General features: G+C 70.2%; 13 protein-coding genes. 10 read left to right on the top strand and 3 right to left on the bottom strand.

Features of this window, described 5'->3' with window-relative positions:
* Window positions 1-42: 42 nt before the first annotated feature.
* On the bottom strand, window positions 43-2,505 hold the full coding sequence (locus tag ACIQVL_RS28735; RefSeq protein WP_403426022.1) for a SpoIIE family protein phosphatase: 2,463 nt from the start codon (window positions 2,503-2,505) through the stop codon (window positions 43-45).
* Window positions 2,506-2,824: 319 nt separating this feature from the next.
* Here ACIQVL_RS28735 and ACIQVL_RS28730 point away from each other — a divergent pair, with 319 nt between their 5' ends.
* The 6 genes from ACIQVL_RS28730 (at window position 2,825) to ACIQVL_RS28705 (ending at window position 9,262) form a co-directional block, all read left to right on the top strand.
* Complete coding sequence (locus tag ACIQVL_RS28730; protein WP_403426024.1) at window positions 2,825-3,460, top strand: TetR family transcriptional regulator; 636 nt, start codon at window positions 2,825-2,827, stop codon at window positions 3,458-3,460.
* Between the two features lie 859 nt (window positions 3,461-4,319).
* Complete coding sequence (locus ACIQVL_RS28725; protein WP_403426026.1) at window positions 4,320-4,538, top strand: ferredoxin; 219 nt, start codon at window positions 4,320-4,322, stop codon at window positions 4,536-4,538.
* Complete coding sequence (locus tag ACIQVL_RS28720) at window positions 4,535-5,938, top strand: NAD(P)/FAD-dependent oxidoreductase (protein WP_403426027.1); 1,404 nt, start codon at window positions 4,535-4,537, stop codon at window positions 5,936-5,938. Before ACIQVL_RS28725 ends, ACIQVL_RS28720 begins: the two co-directional genes overlap by 4 nt.
* Before the next feature lie 61 nt (window positions 5,939-5,999).
* Window positions 6,000-7,268, top strand: coding sequence for a cytochrome P450 (locus tag ACIQVL_RS28715; RefSeq protein ID WP_403426029.1), 1,269 nt, complete (start codon window positions 6,000-6,002; stop codon window positions 7,266-7,268).
* Window positions 7,269-7,291: 23 nt separating this feature from the next.
* Window positions 7,292-8,335, top strand: coding sequence for an NAD(P)-dependent alcohol dehydrogenase (locus ACIQVL_RS28710; protein WP_403426031.1), 1,044 nt, complete (start codon window positions 7,292-7,294; stop codon window positions 8,333-8,335).
* Between the two features lie 249 nt (window positions 8,336-8,584).
* Window positions 8,585-9,262: an HdeD family acid-resistance protein gene (locus ACIQVL_RS28705; RefSeq protein ID WP_403426033.1), complete on the top strand. Its 678-nt coding sequence runs from the start codon at window positions 8,585-8,587 to the stop codon at window positions 9,260-9,262.
* A 132-nt stretch (window positions 9,263-9,394) separates the two neighbouring features.
* Here ACIQVL_RS28705 and ACIQVL_RS28700 read toward each other — a convergent pair whose 3' ends face one another.
* Complete coding sequence (locus tag ACIQVL_RS28700) at window positions 9,395-10,252, bottom strand: diacylglycerol/lipid kinase family protein (RefSeq protein WP_403476739.1); 858 nt, start codon at window positions 10,250-10,252, stop codon at window positions 9,395-9,397.
* Between the two features lie 560 nt (window positions 10,253-10,812).
* On the opposite strand from ACIQVL_RS28700, the gene ACIQVL_RS28695 reads away from it, so the two are divergent.
* The 3 genes from ACIQVL_RS28695 to ACIQVL_RS28685 all read left to right on the top strand — a co-directional run bounded on the left by ACIQVL_RS28695 (window position 10,813) and on the right by ACIQVL_RS28685 (window position 12,273).
* The gene (locus ACIQVL_RS28695) at window positions 10,813-11,223 is read left to right on the top strand and encodes a hypothetical protein (RefSeq protein WP_403426037.1); all 411 of its coding nucleotides are present in this window, start codon (window positions 10,813-10,815) and stop codon (window positions 11,221-11,223) included.
* A 250-nt stretch (window positions 11,224-11,473) separates the two neighbouring features.
* A complete protein-coding gene (locus tag ACIQVL_RS28690) occupies window positions 11,474-11,896 on the top strand; it encodes an SsgA family sporulation/cell division regulator (protein ID WP_403426038.1) in 423 nt (140 codons plus the stop codon).
* A 47-nt stretch (window positions 11,897-11,943) separates the two neighbouring features.
* Complete coding sequence (locus ACIQVL_RS28685; protein WP_403476738.1) at window positions 11,944-12,273, top strand: NIPSNAP family protein; 330 nt, start codon at window positions 11,944-11,946, stop codon at window positions 12,271-12,273.
* 635 nt (window positions 12,274-12,908) lie between these two features.
* Here ACIQVL_RS28685 and ACIQVL_RS28680 read toward each other — a convergent pair.
* Window positions 12,909-13,538: a TetR/AcrR family transcriptional regulator gene (locus tag ACIQVL_RS28680; protein WP_403476737.1), complete on the bottom strand. Its 630-nt coding sequence runs from the start codon at window positions 13,536-13,538 to the stop codon at window positions 12,909-12,911.
* A gap of 256 nt (window positions 13,539-13,794) precedes the next feature.
* Between ACIQVL_RS28680 and ACIQVL_RS28675 the strand changes: the two genes are divergently transcribed.
* The gene (locus ACIQVL_RS28675; protein WP_403426044.1) at window positions 13,795-17,016 is read left to right on the top strand and encodes a bifunctional cytochrome P450/NADPH--P450 reductase; all 3,222 of its coding nucleotides are present in this window, start codon (window positions 13,795-13,797) and stop codon (window positions 17,014-17,016) included.
* Window positions 17,017-17,019: the final 3 nt, after the last annotated feature.

The following is a 17,019-nucleotide window of genomic DNA, read 5'->3' as shown; positions in this document are numbered from 1 at the left end:
CGCGGCTGCGGGGGAAGGTCGTCCTGCGACGGCTGCCGGCACTCAGACGGCGCCGGCGGTGGAGGGCAGGTCCTGTTCGGCCCAGACGACCTTGCCGTCTGCTGCGGAGCGGGAACCCCACCTGCGCGACAGTCGCGCGACCAGGTAGAGGCCGCGGCCGTGCTCGTCGAGAGTGCCGGGATGACAGGGGCGCGGTCGGCCGGTGCTGGTGTCGGAGACCTCGCACGTCAGCACCCGGTGCTGGATGAGCCGCAGGCGGCTCGGTCCGCCACCGTGGCGGATCGCATTGGTGACCAGTTCGGTGACGATCGACTCCATGGGTGCCACCAGCGGTTCCAGACCCCATTGCCTGAGCTGGCGGACGGCCAGGTGCCGGACTGCCGGGACGGTGACGAGCTCGTTCGGCAGGTCCCACGAGGCGACCTGGGCGGGTTTCAGTGCGCGGGTCCGCGCGAGGAGCAGGGTGACGTCGTCGGCTGATGCCCGAGCCGGCAAGGTGTCCATCGCCCGCGAGCACAGTTCCTCCAGGGAGGCACCGGGTTCTCCCAGGGCGGCGCCCAGGCGCTGCAGGCCGACGTCGATGTCCTCGTCGCGGGATTCGATCAGGCCGTCGGAGTAGAAGGCGAGGACACTTCCTTCGGGCAGGTCAAGTTCCACGGACTCGAAAGGCACCAGGCCGAGCCCCAGGCCCAACGGGGCCCCGGCGGGCAGGTCGGGGACGGTGACCCTGCCCCGCTCGTCGACGACCAGGGGCGGTGGGTGCCCGGCCCGCGCCAGCGTGCACCGTCGGGTGACCGGGTCGTAGACGGCATACAGGCAGGTGGCACCCACCGCCGTTGGGACCGGGTCGGAGACGTCGCAGTCTTCGTCGTTCAGCCGCCGGACCGTGTCGTCGAGGTGTGCCAGCAGTTCGTCCGGCGGCAGGTCGAGGTCCGCGAGCGTGCGTACGGCCGTGCGGAGCCTGCCCATGGTCGCCGCGGCGTTGATGCCGTGCCCGACCACATCGCCGACGACGAGGGCCACCCGCGCGCCGGACAACTCGATCACGTCGAACCAGTCGCCTCCCACGCCGTGGTCCATGTCGGCCGGCACGTAGCGCGAGGCCACCTCGATGGCGGCGCCGCCCTGCACGTGGTGGGGAAGCAGGTCGCGTTGCAGGGTGAGGGCCGTGGTGCGCTCGCGCGCGTACTGGAGGGCATTGTCCAGGCAGAGCGCAGCCCGGGTGACGAGTTCCTCGGCGAGGAGCAGATCGTCCTCCTGGAACGGCGTCTGTTCCTCGGAGCGGCCGAACAGCGCCAGCCCCAGCACGCAGTGCCGCGCACGGATGGGCACGACCATCAGGGAGTGGACGCCGCTGTCCCGCACCTTCCGCGCCCGCACCGGGTCGTGGTCGACCCACGGACCGGCCTGGGTGTCGAGCACTGGTTCGAGGTGTGACCTGCCCGTGCGCAGGGCGGCTGCGAACGATGAGCTCGGGTGGGCGTGGATCACCTCTTCCCGTACCCACGGCGACTCCAGGATCCCCAGGTCCACGGAGGCCAGACCGGCGCGCCGCAGCAGCGGCGGGCGGCCGTCTGTCGTGCCGATGCGTGCCGCGGGCTCGACACCGAACGGAACGGACTCGACCAGATCGACGAGGGCGTGGTCGGCCAGCAGGGGCACGGCGACCTCGGCCAGTTCCTGCCCTGTCTGCATGACGTCGAGGGTGCTGCCGATGCGTGTACTCGCCTCGCTGAGGATGGCCAGGCGCTCGCGCGCACGCCGGTTCCCGGTGACGTCCACGGTCATGGAGCACACTCCCATCGCCGTGCCGTCCACGTCCTGGAGGCAGAAGAACGAGGCCGAGAACGCGTGCTCACGGCGCCCGTCCGTCGGCGGCCACGCCCGGTACTCGTGGACCATGGTGGTACCGCTCTCCAGCACCTGCCGCATCACCACCTCGAGCGCTTCGGCCTCCACCGCGGGCAGCGACTCCTTCAGACGGCGTCCGAACCGCCGGTCAGGGGGAACGCCGTCGTTGCGCTCCATGACGTCGTTCACCCAGGTACAGCGCAACCGCGGGTCGTACACGGCGATGCCGATCGGTGCATGGGCAAGGAGAGACTCCCGCACCGGTCCGTCGGAGGGCCCCGAGGACAGGGCGCCTATGTCGGTCACGGACACCAACCACCGGGTACCGGCGTTCTGCCCCCACAACAGCGAGACCCGCAGCGACATCCTGAGCGTGCGGCCGTCGCGGTGGCGGACCGCGGCGGTGCCGGACCAGCCACCTCGGGCACGGCACTCCTCGGCGAACAGCGAAGCCCTTCGGGGCTCCTCGGGAGGCGGCAGCACGTGCACGGCGGATCGGCCCACCACTTCCGCGGCCGAGTACCCGACGAGTTGCTCAGCGGCCTGCGTCCACGCCGCCACCGTCCCGTCCGCATCGATCATCGCTATCGCCGCGTCCGGTATCTCGCTGGGGCTCACCGGCTCTGCGGGTGACGCGTGGTCCGTGTTCGTCATCGTGGTTGATCCCTTTCAGTGCGGAGGTGAGGGAGGGCCGGCGTGGGCGCGGCCGCCCGACCTTCGCCACTCATGGGTCGATTTACCCATTTCTGATGAAATAGTCAGATACGACCGCTTCATCGTCAAGGCCACCGAAACTGATCGTTCAATCAAATGGGGCCGCACAGTGCGACGAGGGAGGCGCGGCGACCCCTGTCGCCACCGGCACCGCCGACCGCCAGACGGCGGAGCCGGGCCATGACGTCCAGGTGGACAATTCAGACCATCAGCGCGATGATGAATTCATCAGGACTGGTGACTTTGTGTACGGTGTGTGATGTCGATGTCCGCCTCCCCCAGGAATCGCTTCGAACGCCGTCGGGCCGAGACCCGGCAGGCACTCGTCCGCGCCGCTCGGCAACTGCTGGCCGATTCGGGTGATACGGGCGCCAGCATCCGGACCATCGCAGAGCTCGCCGACGTGGGCTTCGGCTCGTTCTACAACCACTTCACGTGCAAGCCGGACCTGTTCGACGCGGCAGTGGCCGATGCCCTTGAGGAGTTCGCACGAGCCGTCGACGGGCATCTGTGCGGCGTCGACGACCCCGCCGAGCGCCTCTCCGGCGGTATGCGGCTCAGCGCACGCATGGCCGACTCACACCCGGAGATCATGCGGATCCTCTGTCACAGCGAGCTCGGACGCATCTGCGCCGGCCGCGGACTGGCTCCGCGCGCGAGGCGCGACGTGGAGCAGGGCATGGCTTCCGGCCGCTTCACCGTGGTCGACCCGATGGTCGCCCTGACCGCGCTCGACGGCAGCCTGCTGGCGCTCGTGCAGCTGTGGTTCCGTCAGCCCGAGGCCGACAGGGACCAGGCAGCGGGAAAAATGGCCGAGATGCTCCTGCACATGCTCGGCCTCTCCGCGGACGAGGCCCGTGACCTCGCCCGGCGGCCCCTTCCCGCTGCGGCGTGAAGACGATGTGCTGTCCGCCGACGGCACGGCTGCACAGGTGGACAGACAGGTGCCGGGGTCCGCGGAGCATGGCGCTCCGCCGGTACCGCGGCGGGTCCTCGACCTGGCGGGCGCTGCCCAGGCGGAGAAGCAGCGCGGCCCAGCCGCCTTTCCCTCACACACCGCGCGGCTGCGGTTCGCAGCCGACGATGCCGGCCGGTGGGGCGCAAGGAGCGACTCCCGCACCGTCATCCTGAACGTGTGGCCGTGGGGGTGGCGTATCGCCGCGGGCCTGTGTGCGCACCCCGGGAGTGCGACAGCAGGTGAGCGGCGGCGGCCGACCCTCTCTCCGGTGTCGGGCATCTCGCGGGAGCCCACCGGTTCGGCGAGGTGCGTGTGGTCGGCCGTCTACGTCCCGGTCCATGCCATCGGTGCGGAAGCAAGAGTGCGGCGGCACGTGCTGCGGCCCTCTGCGCAGCCGTCCGTCGTTCACCACGGCGGCTTCTGCCGGCCCGGCCGACGGGAGGGGGTTTCTCCCCGGCGCCCGTGATCGCTGTGGCCGCTTTCGGTGTCCAAGAGCCTCAACGGCCTTGGGACCGCCTGTGATCCGCAACGGCGGGTTTGCGAACGCCGTCGGGCGGGACGAGTATTTTCCTAGACCCGACGGATGCCGGCGCCGTTCGGATGCCGTACCGGGCCCCTTCGGCCCGGCACGCTCTCAGCCACCGGACACGCAAGCTGCGCGGCCAGGGCCTCGGCCGGGATGACAGGTGAGACATCCGGCCGAGTCGCCTGACAGGGGGCTCGAGAACCGCTCCACGCCTGCGTGACCACGTCGATGGCCCCGTGGGACGGAAAGCAGAGCGGAAGGAGTCTGCTCATGCGGATCGTCGTGGACCTGAATCGATGCCAGGGATATGCGCAATGCGTGTATCTCGCTCACGAGGTCTTCAGGTTGGGCGGCCAGGAGGCGCTCACCTACGACCCGAACCCCGATGACGAGCGGCGACTCCAGGTCGAGCGAGCCGCTGCGGCCTGCCCGGTGCAGGCGATCATGGTCGAACGCCTGGACGGCGCGGAGGGGAGTGCGTCGTCATGACCTTGCCGGCGACGGTCGCGGAGCTGGTGCGCGAGTTCAGGGCCAACGGGCGGATCGTCATCGTGGGTGCCTCGCTGGCCGGGCTGCGGGCCGCGGAAGCATTGCGGGAGGAGGGCTTCACCGGTTCCCTGACCATCATCGGGGACGAGCCGTACGAGCCCTACGACCGTCCCCCGCTGTCCAAGCAGGTACTCAAGGGCTGGGTGCCGGCCGACCACACCAAGCTGCCGCGCCTGCGCGAAGTGGACGCGCAGTGGCGGCTCGGGGTACCCGCCGTCGGGCTGGACCGGGTCGCCAAGCAGGTGCGCCTGGCCGACGGCGAGCACGTCCCGTACGACCGGTTGCTCATCGCCACGGGCACCCGGGCGCGGCGATGGCCGAACCCGGACGAGGCCGCCCTGGACGGGGTCCACACGATTCGCTCGCGTGACGATGCCGCCCAGCTGCAGAAGGCACTGGCCGAGTCGCCGTCCCGGGTCCTGGTCGTCGGCGCCGGGTTCATCGGCTCGGAAGTGGCCTCGGTCTGCCGCGAACTGGACATCCCGGTGACCGTCGTCGAGCGGGGTTCGGCGCCGCTGGTCGGCGCGCTCGGCGAGGTGATCGGGGAGGTCGCCGCTCAGATGCAGCGCGATCACGGCGTGGACCTGCGGTGCGGGCTGGGGGTGTCGTCGCTGGAGGGCGACCTGGGCGGGCACGTGCGGCGCGCTCGGCTCTCGGACGGCGCCGTCGTGGACGCCGACGTGGTGGTGGCCTCGCTGGGGTCGATCCGCAACGTGGAATGGCTGGAGGGCTCCGGGCTGGCGGCCGGCTTCTGGGGCGTCGGGTGCGACGCCGGTGGTCGTGCCTTCGACATCAACGGTGTGGTCACCGACAGCGTCTACGTGGCAGGGGACGTGGCGCGTGCGCCGCATGTGCTCTACGAGTACCAGTTCCTGGCGATGGAGCACTGGGACAACGCCGTTTTCGGCGCCCAGGTCGCGGCGCACAACATGGTGAACCTGGAGCCCCACTACCGCCCGCATCTGCTGCTGCCCGGCTTCTGGTCCGGTCAGTTCGGCGTGAACATCAAGTCCGTCGGCGTGCCGCCTTTCGGTGACGAGATCGTCTTCACCCAGGGATCGGTCGAGGAGCGCCGTTTCGCTGCCGCCTACGGTCACCGGGGCCGCATCGTCGCCGCAGTCACCTTCGACCACGGCAAGTGGCTGGAGTACTACGGGAAGCTGATCGAGCAGTCCGGTCCGTTCCCGCCCCCGCCGCCGGGCTGGGACCAGCCCACCGACATGAAGCCGATGCCGGCCGAGTTCCCGGACCCCCGGGTCCCGACAGCGGTCCCCGACGTCGTCCTGACCGGCCATGCCCCGAGCGAGCGGACGGCCGAGTTCCGGCCGCGCCGTCACTGACGCGCCCGCCGCATCGGGCCGGGCGGGCGGACAGCACCGACAGGAAGAAGGAGGGAGCCCCGTGGTCGAGGAAACCCCCTGGCAGCAGGCCCTCCGCTACGCCAACCGCGCCAACCCGTACCCGTTCTACGAGGAACTGCGCAAGACACCGGTGGCGCGGCAGCCGGACGGCACCTATGTCGTCAGCACCTACCGGGAGATCGTCGAGCTGCTCCACGACCCCCGGGTCAGTTCGGATCCACGGAAGTGTCCCGCCCCGGCCGCGGCCCAGGCGGCGGGCTCGGCGGAGCCGGTGGCCGAGCCGATCAGGCAAGCGCTGACCGAGCCGAACATCATCACCTGCGACCCGCCCGAGCACGACCGGGATCGCCGGATGATGATGCCGCACTTCGCCGGCCCGCCCCACGCGCCTCACCTGGTATCCGACCTGGAGCCTGACATCCGCCGCATCGTCGGCGGCCTCCTGGACGACATGCAGGGCAGGAACCGGATCGACGCCGTCGACGACTTCGCCTACCCTCTGCCGGTCACGGTGATCTGCAAGGTCCTGGGTGTGCCCCTGGAGGACGAAGCACGGTTCCACCAGTGGATCGAGACCGCCCTGGACGCTCTGGACTTCGGCCCCGAAGCCGCGTCCGAAGAGATCCAGAGCCGGCAGGCCGGAGGGCGGCAGGCCGTGCAGGAGTTCGGGCAGTTCGCGGCCGAACTCCTCGACAGGTACGCCCGGCAGCCCGGCCCGGGAATGCTCTCGGCGATGGTGAACGAGGACGGCCCGGAGGGACGGATGTCCAAGGGCGTACTCGCGAGCAACGCCCTGCTCCTGATCTTCGCGGGACACGAGACCACGGTCAACCTCATCGCCCACAGCGTGCTCACTCTGCTGCGCCACCCCGATGCGCTCGAAAAGCTGCGCCACCGGCCCGAGCTCATCGTGCCCGCGGTGGAGGAACTGCTGCGCTTCGAATCGTCGGTCCAGTTCTGGCACACCCGCTCCGCCGTGGAGGACATCGACATCGCCGGTACCACCATCCCGGGAGGAGCGCCGATCTTCCTGGCGTACGGCTCGGCCAACCGGGACCCGCAACGGTTCACCGACCCCGACCGACTCGACCTCGAACGCCGCGACAACCAGCACCTCGGGTTCAGCCAGGGCATCCACTTCTGCTTCGGCGCACCGCTCGCGCGGCTCGAGGTCCAGACAGCGGTCGGCGAGTTCGTCCGCCGGGTGCGGAACCCGCGCCTCGTCGAGGACCCGCCGCCGTACCGGCACAACCAGATCTTCCGCGGACCGCGGCACGTCCTGATCGACATCGACGGCATCCGCGACTGACTCAGAGGGCGTGAAGGACCACTATGCGAGCTCTCCAACTCGTCGGATGGCGGCAACCGCCCGAGCTGCGCGAGGTACCGGTCCCCCAGCCCGCGCCGGGGCAGGTACTGGTGAAGATCGGAGGTGCCGGTGCGTGCCACTCCGATCTGCACATCATGGAGGCACCCGCACCGCTGCCCGGCTTCACGGATCCGCCGTTCACGCTCGGCCATGAGAACGCGGGATGGGTGGAACGGCTGGGAGCGGGTGTCACCGGGTTCGCGCCCGGCGACCCCGTGATCGTCTACGGCTCCTGGGGCTGCGGGGTGTGCGCCAACTGCCGGGAGGGCCGTGAGAACTACTGCCACAACCTCGGTGGTCAGGGCCCCGGCCTGGGAGGTGGTCACGACGGCGGCATGGCCGAGTACCTGCTGGTGCCGGCAGCGCGCTACCTGATTCCGCTGCGCGGCCTCGACCCCCGCCAGGCCGCCCCGCTCAGCGACGCCGGGCTGACCAGCTATCACGCCGTCAAACGGTCCCTGCACCTGCTGGGGCCGGGGTCGACCGCGGTCGTGATCGGGGCCGGCGGCCTGGGCCAGATGACCATCCAGATTCTGCGCGCACTCAGCACGGCGACCACCGTCGTCGCCGTCGACACCGACGCCGGCAAGCTGGAAACCGCCCAGCGCATGGGCGCCGACGAAGCACTGCTCCCGGGTGACGAGACGGTCGAGCGCATCAAGGAGATCACGGGGCGACAAGGCGCTCAGCTCGTCCTGGACTTGGTCGGCGCGGCCCCGACCCTACGGATGGCCGCCCAGGTGGCCAGGGTGCTCGGTCACCTGACCATCGTCGGTCTCGGCGGCGCAGCCCTGCCCGTCAACTTCTCCAGCCCGCCGCACGAGTGCTCCGTCGCCTCGCCCTACTGGGGCTCCCTCACCGAACTGACGGAGGTGATCACCCTCGCCCGGCAGGGAAAGATCAAGATGCTGGTCGAGCACTTCCCCCTGGAGCGCGCCGACGCCGCCTATCGGCTCCTGCGCGACGGCAAGATCCAAGGACGCGCCGTCATCATCCCCTGGGCGTGAGTACCGACGCGTCAACCCGAACCGGACACCACCACATGCGCCACGGCCGCTGGTATCGGCCAGGAGACTTCGGATCCCGACCCGGCTTCGGCAGGGCACGCTCCACGAACAGGCCGGAGGAGCCTGCTCGTGGAGCACCCCCGGACGCCACGAACCGCCGCCCTTTCCACCGAGCGACATGAGGCTGATCGGGCGACGATGGACATGCAAGGCTCATGACGGCGCTGTTCCCAGAAGGAGGCAGGTGCCATGACAGCTCCTTCCGATTCCCCCGGCCCCGCTCCCTCACGCGGCACCGAACCACAAGAAGGCCCCCTCGCCGAAGGCATGGCCGCCCTGGCGAACCTGGGCTGGCAGATTCTGCTCACCATGGGCCTCGCCACCATCGCCCTGGGCGTCATCGCCCTGGTCTGGCCGGGCGAGACACTCCGCGTGGTCGGCATCCTCTTCGGTGTCTACCTGTTGGCCACCGGTGTCTTCCAACTCGCCGCCGCCTTCGGCACCCACGTTCCCCGGCATCTCCGCGTCCTGCACTTCATCACCGGCGCGGCCTCCCTCCTGCTGGGGCTCCTCTGCTTCCGGGGCACCCTGGAGACAATTTTCCTGCTCGCCCTGTGGATCGGCTTCAGCTGGCTGCTGCGCGGCACCTTGGAGACGGCCGCGGCGGCCTCCGCCCCGGACATGCCGGCGCGCGGCTGGCACGCGGCTTTCGGGATCATCGGCGCCATGGCCGGCATCGTGATGATCGTCATGCCGTTCGCCTCGATCGCGACACTCACTCTGGTCGTGGGCGTCATGGCCGTGGTTCTGGGCCTGACCGAGGTGGTCCGCGCCATCAGGACACGCGTCGAGATCGGCCACCTCGCTCCCAGCACAGGCTCCCGGGGGCGCCCCCTGTTCCACGCACGTCCGCACCCCCAGCACTGATCGGCGAAGCCGACGGGACCGGACAGAGCCGTCCCACGCGTCCGCCGATCACGACTCCGCCCTCGCCGAGAACCAGCTGGAACGGCTGTTCACCGGGCAGACGGCCCTGCAGGTCGACCTGCCCGGCCCGGCCTACCGATTCGCCTGCGCGGCGGCCCGTCCCGGCGACCGCCATCCGGTGGGCACGACGCCCGGCCGATGGCGGGGAACCCAGACCCGCAGTGCCCGAGGACTGATCCGGCACAGCACGGGAGTCGGCAGGGTGACGGCTTCGCCGTCCAGCCCGACGGAGACGACCGGGGCGTCGGCGTGGACGACGACGTCGTCGGGTGTCGCGAGACGGGTCAGCCCGTGCAGCTGCCCGCTGCGCAGTCGGGCGGCCGTTTCGGCGGGCGTCTCCGCCCTGGCGGCCAGTACCCCCAGCAGGCCCGAGTCGAGCTGTGCACGCCTGCCGAGCCCGGTCGGGTCGTCGACCTGGTAGGGGTTGTTGCTCACCAGCACGGCATCCGGCCGGTCCACAGTGAGCAGCCCGGCGCGCACCGCCAGCTCCGGACCCGCGTGCCGTGCCAGGAACTCCGGAAGGACCCGTACCATCGTGCCGATCTTGTCCTCCCGATAGGACGGATCCTGTACCAGGGCCGCATACGCTCCGAACGACACGTTGTTGACGAACGCCCGCTCCCCCGCGTACCCGAGATCGACACGCAGTTCGAGGCCGTCCGTGAGGGCCTTCAGGGCGGCCGAAGGGTCAGCGCGGTCCAGGCCGAGGTCCACCGCGAAGTGGTTGCGGGTACCGGCCGGAACGGCCATGAAAGGCAGGCCGCTCTGCGCAGCCACCGCGGCGACCAGTGCCAGCGTGCCGTCGCCGCCGACCACCCCCAGCAGATCCGCACCGTCGTCCACCGCACGGCGGGCGACAGTGGCCACGTCCTGGGCGAGGGAATGATCGATCAGGAAGACCTGGACTCCCAGCGCACGGGCCCGTTCCACGATCCGGAACCGGCTCGCCTTCCCTCCCCCCGAACGCGGATTCACGATCAGCCAGGGCCGCCGGGCCCCGGTCGCCGGTAGCGACGCACCCTCGGTCACGGCACAGACCGACAAGCCGCACGCATCGGCCATGCGCACATCAGCGGTGGCGGCAGAACTGCCGCTCCCACGTCCGCGGCTGACGTCGGCGTCTCCCAGCGGGCCGGCAGTCCGGCGCTCGCACCCGCGGCCACCGCCACCATGACATTTCCTTCGAAGGTTACGGACTTAGGGCACCAGCTTGCGGCCCGGCCCGAGCATCCGCATCCGGACGCGCGTGGCCGTCCCGCCACCGTCGTCGAAGCCCGAACGCACGGTGGGGGCGTCCTCCCTTCCTGGCACTCCTGCGCGTGGTCCGCCTCCGCCGCCTTCACCTTCGACATTTCCATACACCGTATGGTAATACTGTGAGGGCAGTTCCGTACGACGTATGGAAATGCTCGCCCCCACCACGCCAGGCGCCACATATCGCCTGACCGAACCGTCGTCGGCGCAGATCACGCCCTCGGAAAGGAAAGATCATGAAGAAGCTCACGAAGCGCATCGCCCTCACCGTCTCCTCCGTTGCGGTTGCGGGTGGCGCCGTCCTCTGCGCCGGGGGCACCGCATCGGCCGCCTCCCTTGCGCCCGCCCACGTCACACGGCCGTCCGACCGGGGCACCACCGCTGATCACAGCTGGGACCACGGTGTCGGCTACCTGCTCGAGCGGGGCTACTCCTGCGACGAGGTCCGCGGCTGGTACCAGGACCACGGCACCGGCTCGCCCCGGCACGACTGCGACGGGCTCTCCTACCGTGACGGTCACTTCTACCGCTGGCAGAGCGAAGCACACGGCGCGACGCCGGACAGGTCGTACCGGCACGACGGAGACCGCAGCGAGCACGACGGCCGGCGCGGGGACCACCGCGAACCGAGCCGCGACGACCGGTGAGACCGGGACTACGCCAGGCCGCGAGCCCGAGCGGTTTCCCCCGGCCCGTGCCCTGCCGACGGCAGGAACCCGCCCTGCGGTCGGGGTCGGCGTCCCCGACCGCGGGCCGAGTGAGTGCCGCGCAGCTCACCGTGCGCTCCGCCGGTGCCGTCCGTCGCCCGCGCCCTGCCGTACCGCCTCCTCCCGCACTGCCTCTAGGCCGCACGCCGGGCGTGCGGCCCCACCGAGCCACGCCCAGGAGCGGAAGCCGATGAAGAAGTCCTTGAAGACTCTGGAACGGCGGACGACCGTGCAACTGGTCGTCTCGCACACCTGCTCACTGCCCGTGGGCGTACGTCTTCGGTATGAGCCCACCGATCCCTATGTCGTCCGTGCGGTCTTCTTCGCCGACTGTGACGAGCCGGTGGAATGGGTCCTGGGGCGGGACCTGCTGGCCGACGGACTGGAGGGGCCCGCTGGCTACGCGGACGTCCGGATCTGGTCGGCCGCGGGGCGGGGCGACCGGTCGATATACATCGCCCTCGGGTCTTCCGCGGGCACCGCGTTGCTCGAGGTCCCCGTGCAGGACGTCACGTGCTTCCTTCAGGACACGGAGACTCTGGTGCCACGGGGCACCGAGTCCGTACACATCGACTGGGATGCCGAACTGGCGCACCTCTTCCCCCAAGGCTGACCGCCGGCCGTCCATGCCCAGAACCCGGAAGAAAAGGAACAAGTGTCGTGCCCCAGTACCAGCTTCGCGTCTACACCCTGCGCAGTCCCGACGCGCTCTCCGCCTACGAGAAGATCTGGGCCCAGCACATTCCCGGCATGGCCGAGCACCGGATCACCACACACGGAGTCTGGACGGTGCCCGCGGCGCCGGGAAGCGAGACTCCCCGGCTCTACGCCCTCGTTTCCTACCGGGACGCCGACGACGTGCCGGAGCGGCTGGAGGCCTACCTGTCGAGCCCTGAGTTCCGCGCGGACATGGAGGGCTTCGACATCGGCCAGATCGTCGGCCTCGACGAGACCCTGCTGACGCCCACCGTGGACTCACCCTTGCGCTGACGCCGCCAGGAGGGCCGGCCCCCGGCGGCTCTCCTGCTCGACGACGGCGACGCGTTCCTCGGGAAGGGCGCAGCACCCCCTTCCCGAAAGGCCACCTCGGCGGCTCGGCGCAACTCGGCCAAGGCGCTCGCCAGACGTCGACGGGCGTGAGCGAGAACGGCGAGTTCGGGGCTCGGTGTCAGGTCCGTCAACCGTGCCGCGGGCGTCCAGGGAGGCGTTCACCACCGCCAGGGCGATCCCAATGCGGTCCACGCGCGGCGATCGGTGATCAGGCCGGCGACGGGCAATCCCAGCCCGCAGGGACCCTCCGGGGTGATCGGCAGCACCGACGCCAAGCGCACGTGAGGGCCATCCGGCCACGGCGCAACCGACCGCAAGCCGACCGCCGAGGGCGCAACAGGCGGGAGCCGGGACGCGGAACGCCCGCGGACGAATCGGACGCGGGTCCGCTCCGGGCGGCGCCGACGCCACAGGTCGGCCGCCCGGCCCAGCCGCAACGCACCGCGCGCCCGCAGAGGCCGCATCAGGACGGTCTCTTCGCGGGGGACGACCCCCCTCGCACGTCACGGCGCGTCGCGGCCCACACCCGCCCGGCGATCGACGCGCTCGGGCCGCAACGCCTTGCAGCCACCGGCTCAGCGGCCGGCGCCCCGGCCGTTGCGACCGGCGGCGAGCCGGCCCTCCAGACCCGTGATGAGCGTGTCGATCACCAGCCGGAACATGTGGTCCCGGTCAGGGCGTGCCCGGTCTGCGTCCGTCACCCCGTCCGCGCCGACGACGGCACCTGGGGGCTTGAGGCTCGCCCACTGCTGGAGCGAGCCGTTGAGTTCAGCGCCGAGGACACCGACGACGACGGCCACCATGAGAGCGGCGGTCTCCGGGACCTCCGGCTGTGACACCCCGGCAGCGGCCACGATCGCGGTGAGCGCGGTCCAGAACGGGTCGTCGGGCTGAATGAAGTCCGGCTGACCGAAGGAGTAGGCCATCAGCTCGGGATGACGGTGCGCCAAGGTCCGGAAGTCGGTGGCGAGCAGTCGGATGCGCTCCTGCCAGGGAGCGTCCTGAAGCGTCACGGTGCGGAACTGGGCGCCGACCGTTCTCGCCACGCCGCGCAGCACGGCTTCCTTGTTCGGCACGTGGTGGTACAGCGACATCGGGTTCGCGTCGAGCGCGGTGGCGAGCTTGCGCATGGTGAGCGCCTCGACCCCGTCCTCGTCGATGAGCCGCAGGGCCGCGGCGTAGATCCCGGCCTCCGTCAGAGGCACGTCCCTCTTCCTCGTGCCCCGCGGGGGACGTCTCACCTGCTTTTCCATACCTCGTACGGTACCAGTTTCATACATCGTACGGAAATGATCCGCATCGCAGAGGCCGGACAGACGGCCGGGGTTGCCTCAAGTTTCCATACGTCGTACGGTACTGGTTCCATACGGCGTATGTTTCCGTACGGCGCCAAGGCATCGACCTGCGCAGCGCGCCCTTGCCCACCCCACCCCCTCCCCCCTCCATGCAGAGGAGCAAGCCATGACCACGCACTCCGCGAACGACCTTCGCCCCATCCGGTCCCCCCGCGGGATCCCCCTGCTCGGCCACACCCCGCAGATCCCCGACACCAACCCGGTGGAGTACTTCAACGAACTGTCCAAGCAGTTCCCCGAAGGCATCTACGGCATGGACATCGCCGGCATCGAGCAGGTCTTCGTCTACGACCCGGACCTGGTGGCCGAGGTGTGCGACGAGACACGGTTCTTCAAGCAGATCGAGAAGACGCCGCTGAACCATGTGCGGGACTACACGGGGGCGGGCCTGTTCACGGCCCACCAGCACGAAGAGGAGTGGGCCATGGCCCACCGGATCCTGCTGCCGGCCTTCAGCCAGCGGGCCATGAAGACCTATTACGGGCAGATGCTGGAGATCGCCCAGAACCTGGTCGGCAAGTGGGAGAGCCGGGAGGGCCGGCCGGTAGCCGTCACCGACGACTACACCCGGCTCACCCTGGACACCATCGCCCTGTCCGGGTTCGGATACCGCTTCCGGTCCTTCGACAAGGAGGAACTCCACCCCTTCCTCAACTCGCTGCTGGAGTCGCTCATCGAGTCGATGCGGCGCTCCCAGGAGCTGCCGATGATGACCAGGCTCCGCAAGGCGGACGACAGGAAGTACCGCGAGAACATCCAGCTGATGCGCGACCTGGTCGAGAGCGTGATCAAGGAGCGTCGTGAGGGGAAGGGCACCGGCGAGGAGGACCTGCTCGGCCTGATGCTGCAGGCCACCGATCCGGAGACCGGCAGGCTGCTGGCGGACGACAACGTCCGCGACCAGGTGGTGACCTTCCTGATCGCCGGTCACGAGACCACCAGTGGCCTGCTCTCGTTCGCCACGTACTCCCTGATGCGCAACCCGCACGTCCTGGCGCAGGCGTACGCCGAGGTCGACCGCCTGCTGCCCGGTGACACGGTCCCGGACTACGACACGATCATGCAGCTGGACGTGATCCCGCGGATCCTGGAGGAGACCCTGCGCCTGTGGGCTCCCATCCCGCTGATCGCCAAGGCGCCCATCGACGACACCGTCATCGGCGACCGGTACGAGCTGAAGAAGGGGACCAGGGCCAACATCCTCATGGGCGCGCTGCACTCCCACACCAAGGCGTGGGACCGGCCGGACGAGTTCGACATCGACCGGTGGCTGCCGGAGAACCGTGTGGAACAGCACCCGCACGCCTACAAGCCGTTCGGCAACGGTGTGCGTGCGTGCATCGGCCGCCAGTTCGCACTCACCGAGGCCCGCCTGGCGCTGGCGCTGGTGCTGCAGAAGTTCAGGTTCTCCGACACCACCGACTACAAGATGGACGTCCGCGAGGCCCTGACGCGCAAACCCGGCGACTTCCAGCTGGTCGTCCGCAAGCGCCAGGAGCACCAGCGCACCGTCTTCGGCGCCGCGGACCTGCAGACCGGCGACACGCAGGCGCAGGCAGCGGTCAGCGGCGTCGGCGTCAACCTGACCGTCGCCTACGGCTCCAGCCTCGGTTCCTGCGAAGACCTGGCGCGCACCATCGCCGACCGCGGGGAGCGCTCCGGCTTCGGCACCACGCTGATGAGCCTGGACGAGCTGGGCGACAACCTGCCCGCCGAGGGTCTGCTCGCCGTCGTCGCCGCGAGCTACAACGGCAAGGCCCCCGACAACGCCCAGCGCTTCGACGACCTGCTGGCCGCCGGACTGCCGGAGAGGTCGCTGTCGAACGTGCGGTTCGCGCTGCTGGGCGCCGGCAACACGCAGTGGGTGGCCACCTACCAGGCATTCCCGAAGCGGATCGAGGAAGGTCTGCTGGCCGCCGGCGCCACTCCGGTCGTCGAGCGCGGCATCGCGGACGCCGCCGGTGACTTCGACGGCATGGCCACCCGCTGGATGGACACCCTGTGGGCCACCCTCGCCGAGGAGTACGCCGCCGACACCTCCGAGGCGAGCGGCCCGCGCTACCAGGTCCAGCTGCTCGCCGAGTCCGACGTGCGCCCCGCCATCGTCTCCGAGCAGGCGTACCCGCTCACGGTGGTGGCCAACGAGGAACTCGTGGCGGATGCGACCGGCCTGTGGGACTTCGCCATCGAGCCGCCGCGCCCGTCCGCGAAGTCCATCACCTTCGAGCTGCCCGACGACGTCAGCTACGACACCGGCAACCATCTGGCCGTCTTCGCCAAGAACGAACTCGCTCTGGTGGAGCGTGCGTTGAGGCGGTTCGGGGTCGACTACGACCAGGTGCTCCGGCTCGACCAGCCCGGCGGCGGCCGCACCCACCTGCCGGTCGGCACCCCGGTCACCGCCGGCATCCTGCTCACCGAGTTCCTGGAACTGCAGGACGTGGCCACCCGCTCCCAGATCCAGACGCTGGCCGAGTACACCCAGTGCCCGTGGACCCGGCCGCAGCTCCAGGCGTACACCGCCGACACCGAAGAGGCGGAGGAGCACTACAGCAAGGAGATCCTCGGCAAGCGCATCTCGGTGCTGGGCCTGCTGGAGCGCTTCCCCGCGATCGAGCTGCCGCTGGCGGTCTTCCTGGAGATGACGGGCCCGATCCGTCCCCGCTTCTACTCCATCTCCTCCGCCTCGTCGGCCAACCCGCGCCACGTACGCCTGACCGTCGGCCTGCTGGAGGGCCCGGCGCTGTCCGGCGACGGCCAGTACCGCGGTACCTGCTCCTCCTACATCGCGGGCCTCGAACCCGGAGACGTCGTGTACGGGTACGTCCGCGTCCCCTCCCCGACGTTCGCCCCGCCCGCCGACCCCGCCACGCCGCTGATCCTCATCGGCCCCGGCACCGGCATCGCGCCGCTGCGCGGCTTCCTGGAGGAGCGAGCCTGGCAGCACGCAGGCGGCACCGAGGTCGGCATGTCGCAAGTCTTCGTCGGCTGCCGTCACCCGGAGCACGACTACTTCTACCAGCAGGAGATGCAGGACTGGGAGCGGGCCGGGATCGCACAGATCCACACCGCGTTCTCGGCCGTGGCCGGCCACCCGGCGCGGTTCGTGCAGAACGCCATCGCCCATGCCGCCGACACGGTGTGGCAGGCCATCGAGGCCGGCGCGTACATCTACGTCTGCGGTGACGGCCGCCGTATGGCACCGGCCGTCCGCGAGGCGCTGGCCGCCGTCTACCGCCAGAAGACCGGCTGCGGCGACGAGACCGCTCAGGCGTGGCTCGCCCAGCTGGAGGCCGACGAGCGCTACCAGCAGGACGTCTTCGCCTGACCG

Source organism: Streptomyces sp. NPDC090499 (genome assembly GCF_044769305.1).
Taxonomy (GTDB): domain Bacteria; phylum Actinomycetota; class Actinomycetes; order Streptomycetales; family Streptomycetaceae; genus Streptomyces.
The sequence above is the reverse complement of the archived record's forward strand: the minus strand, read 5'-3'. Positions and strand labels throughout refer to the sequence as shown.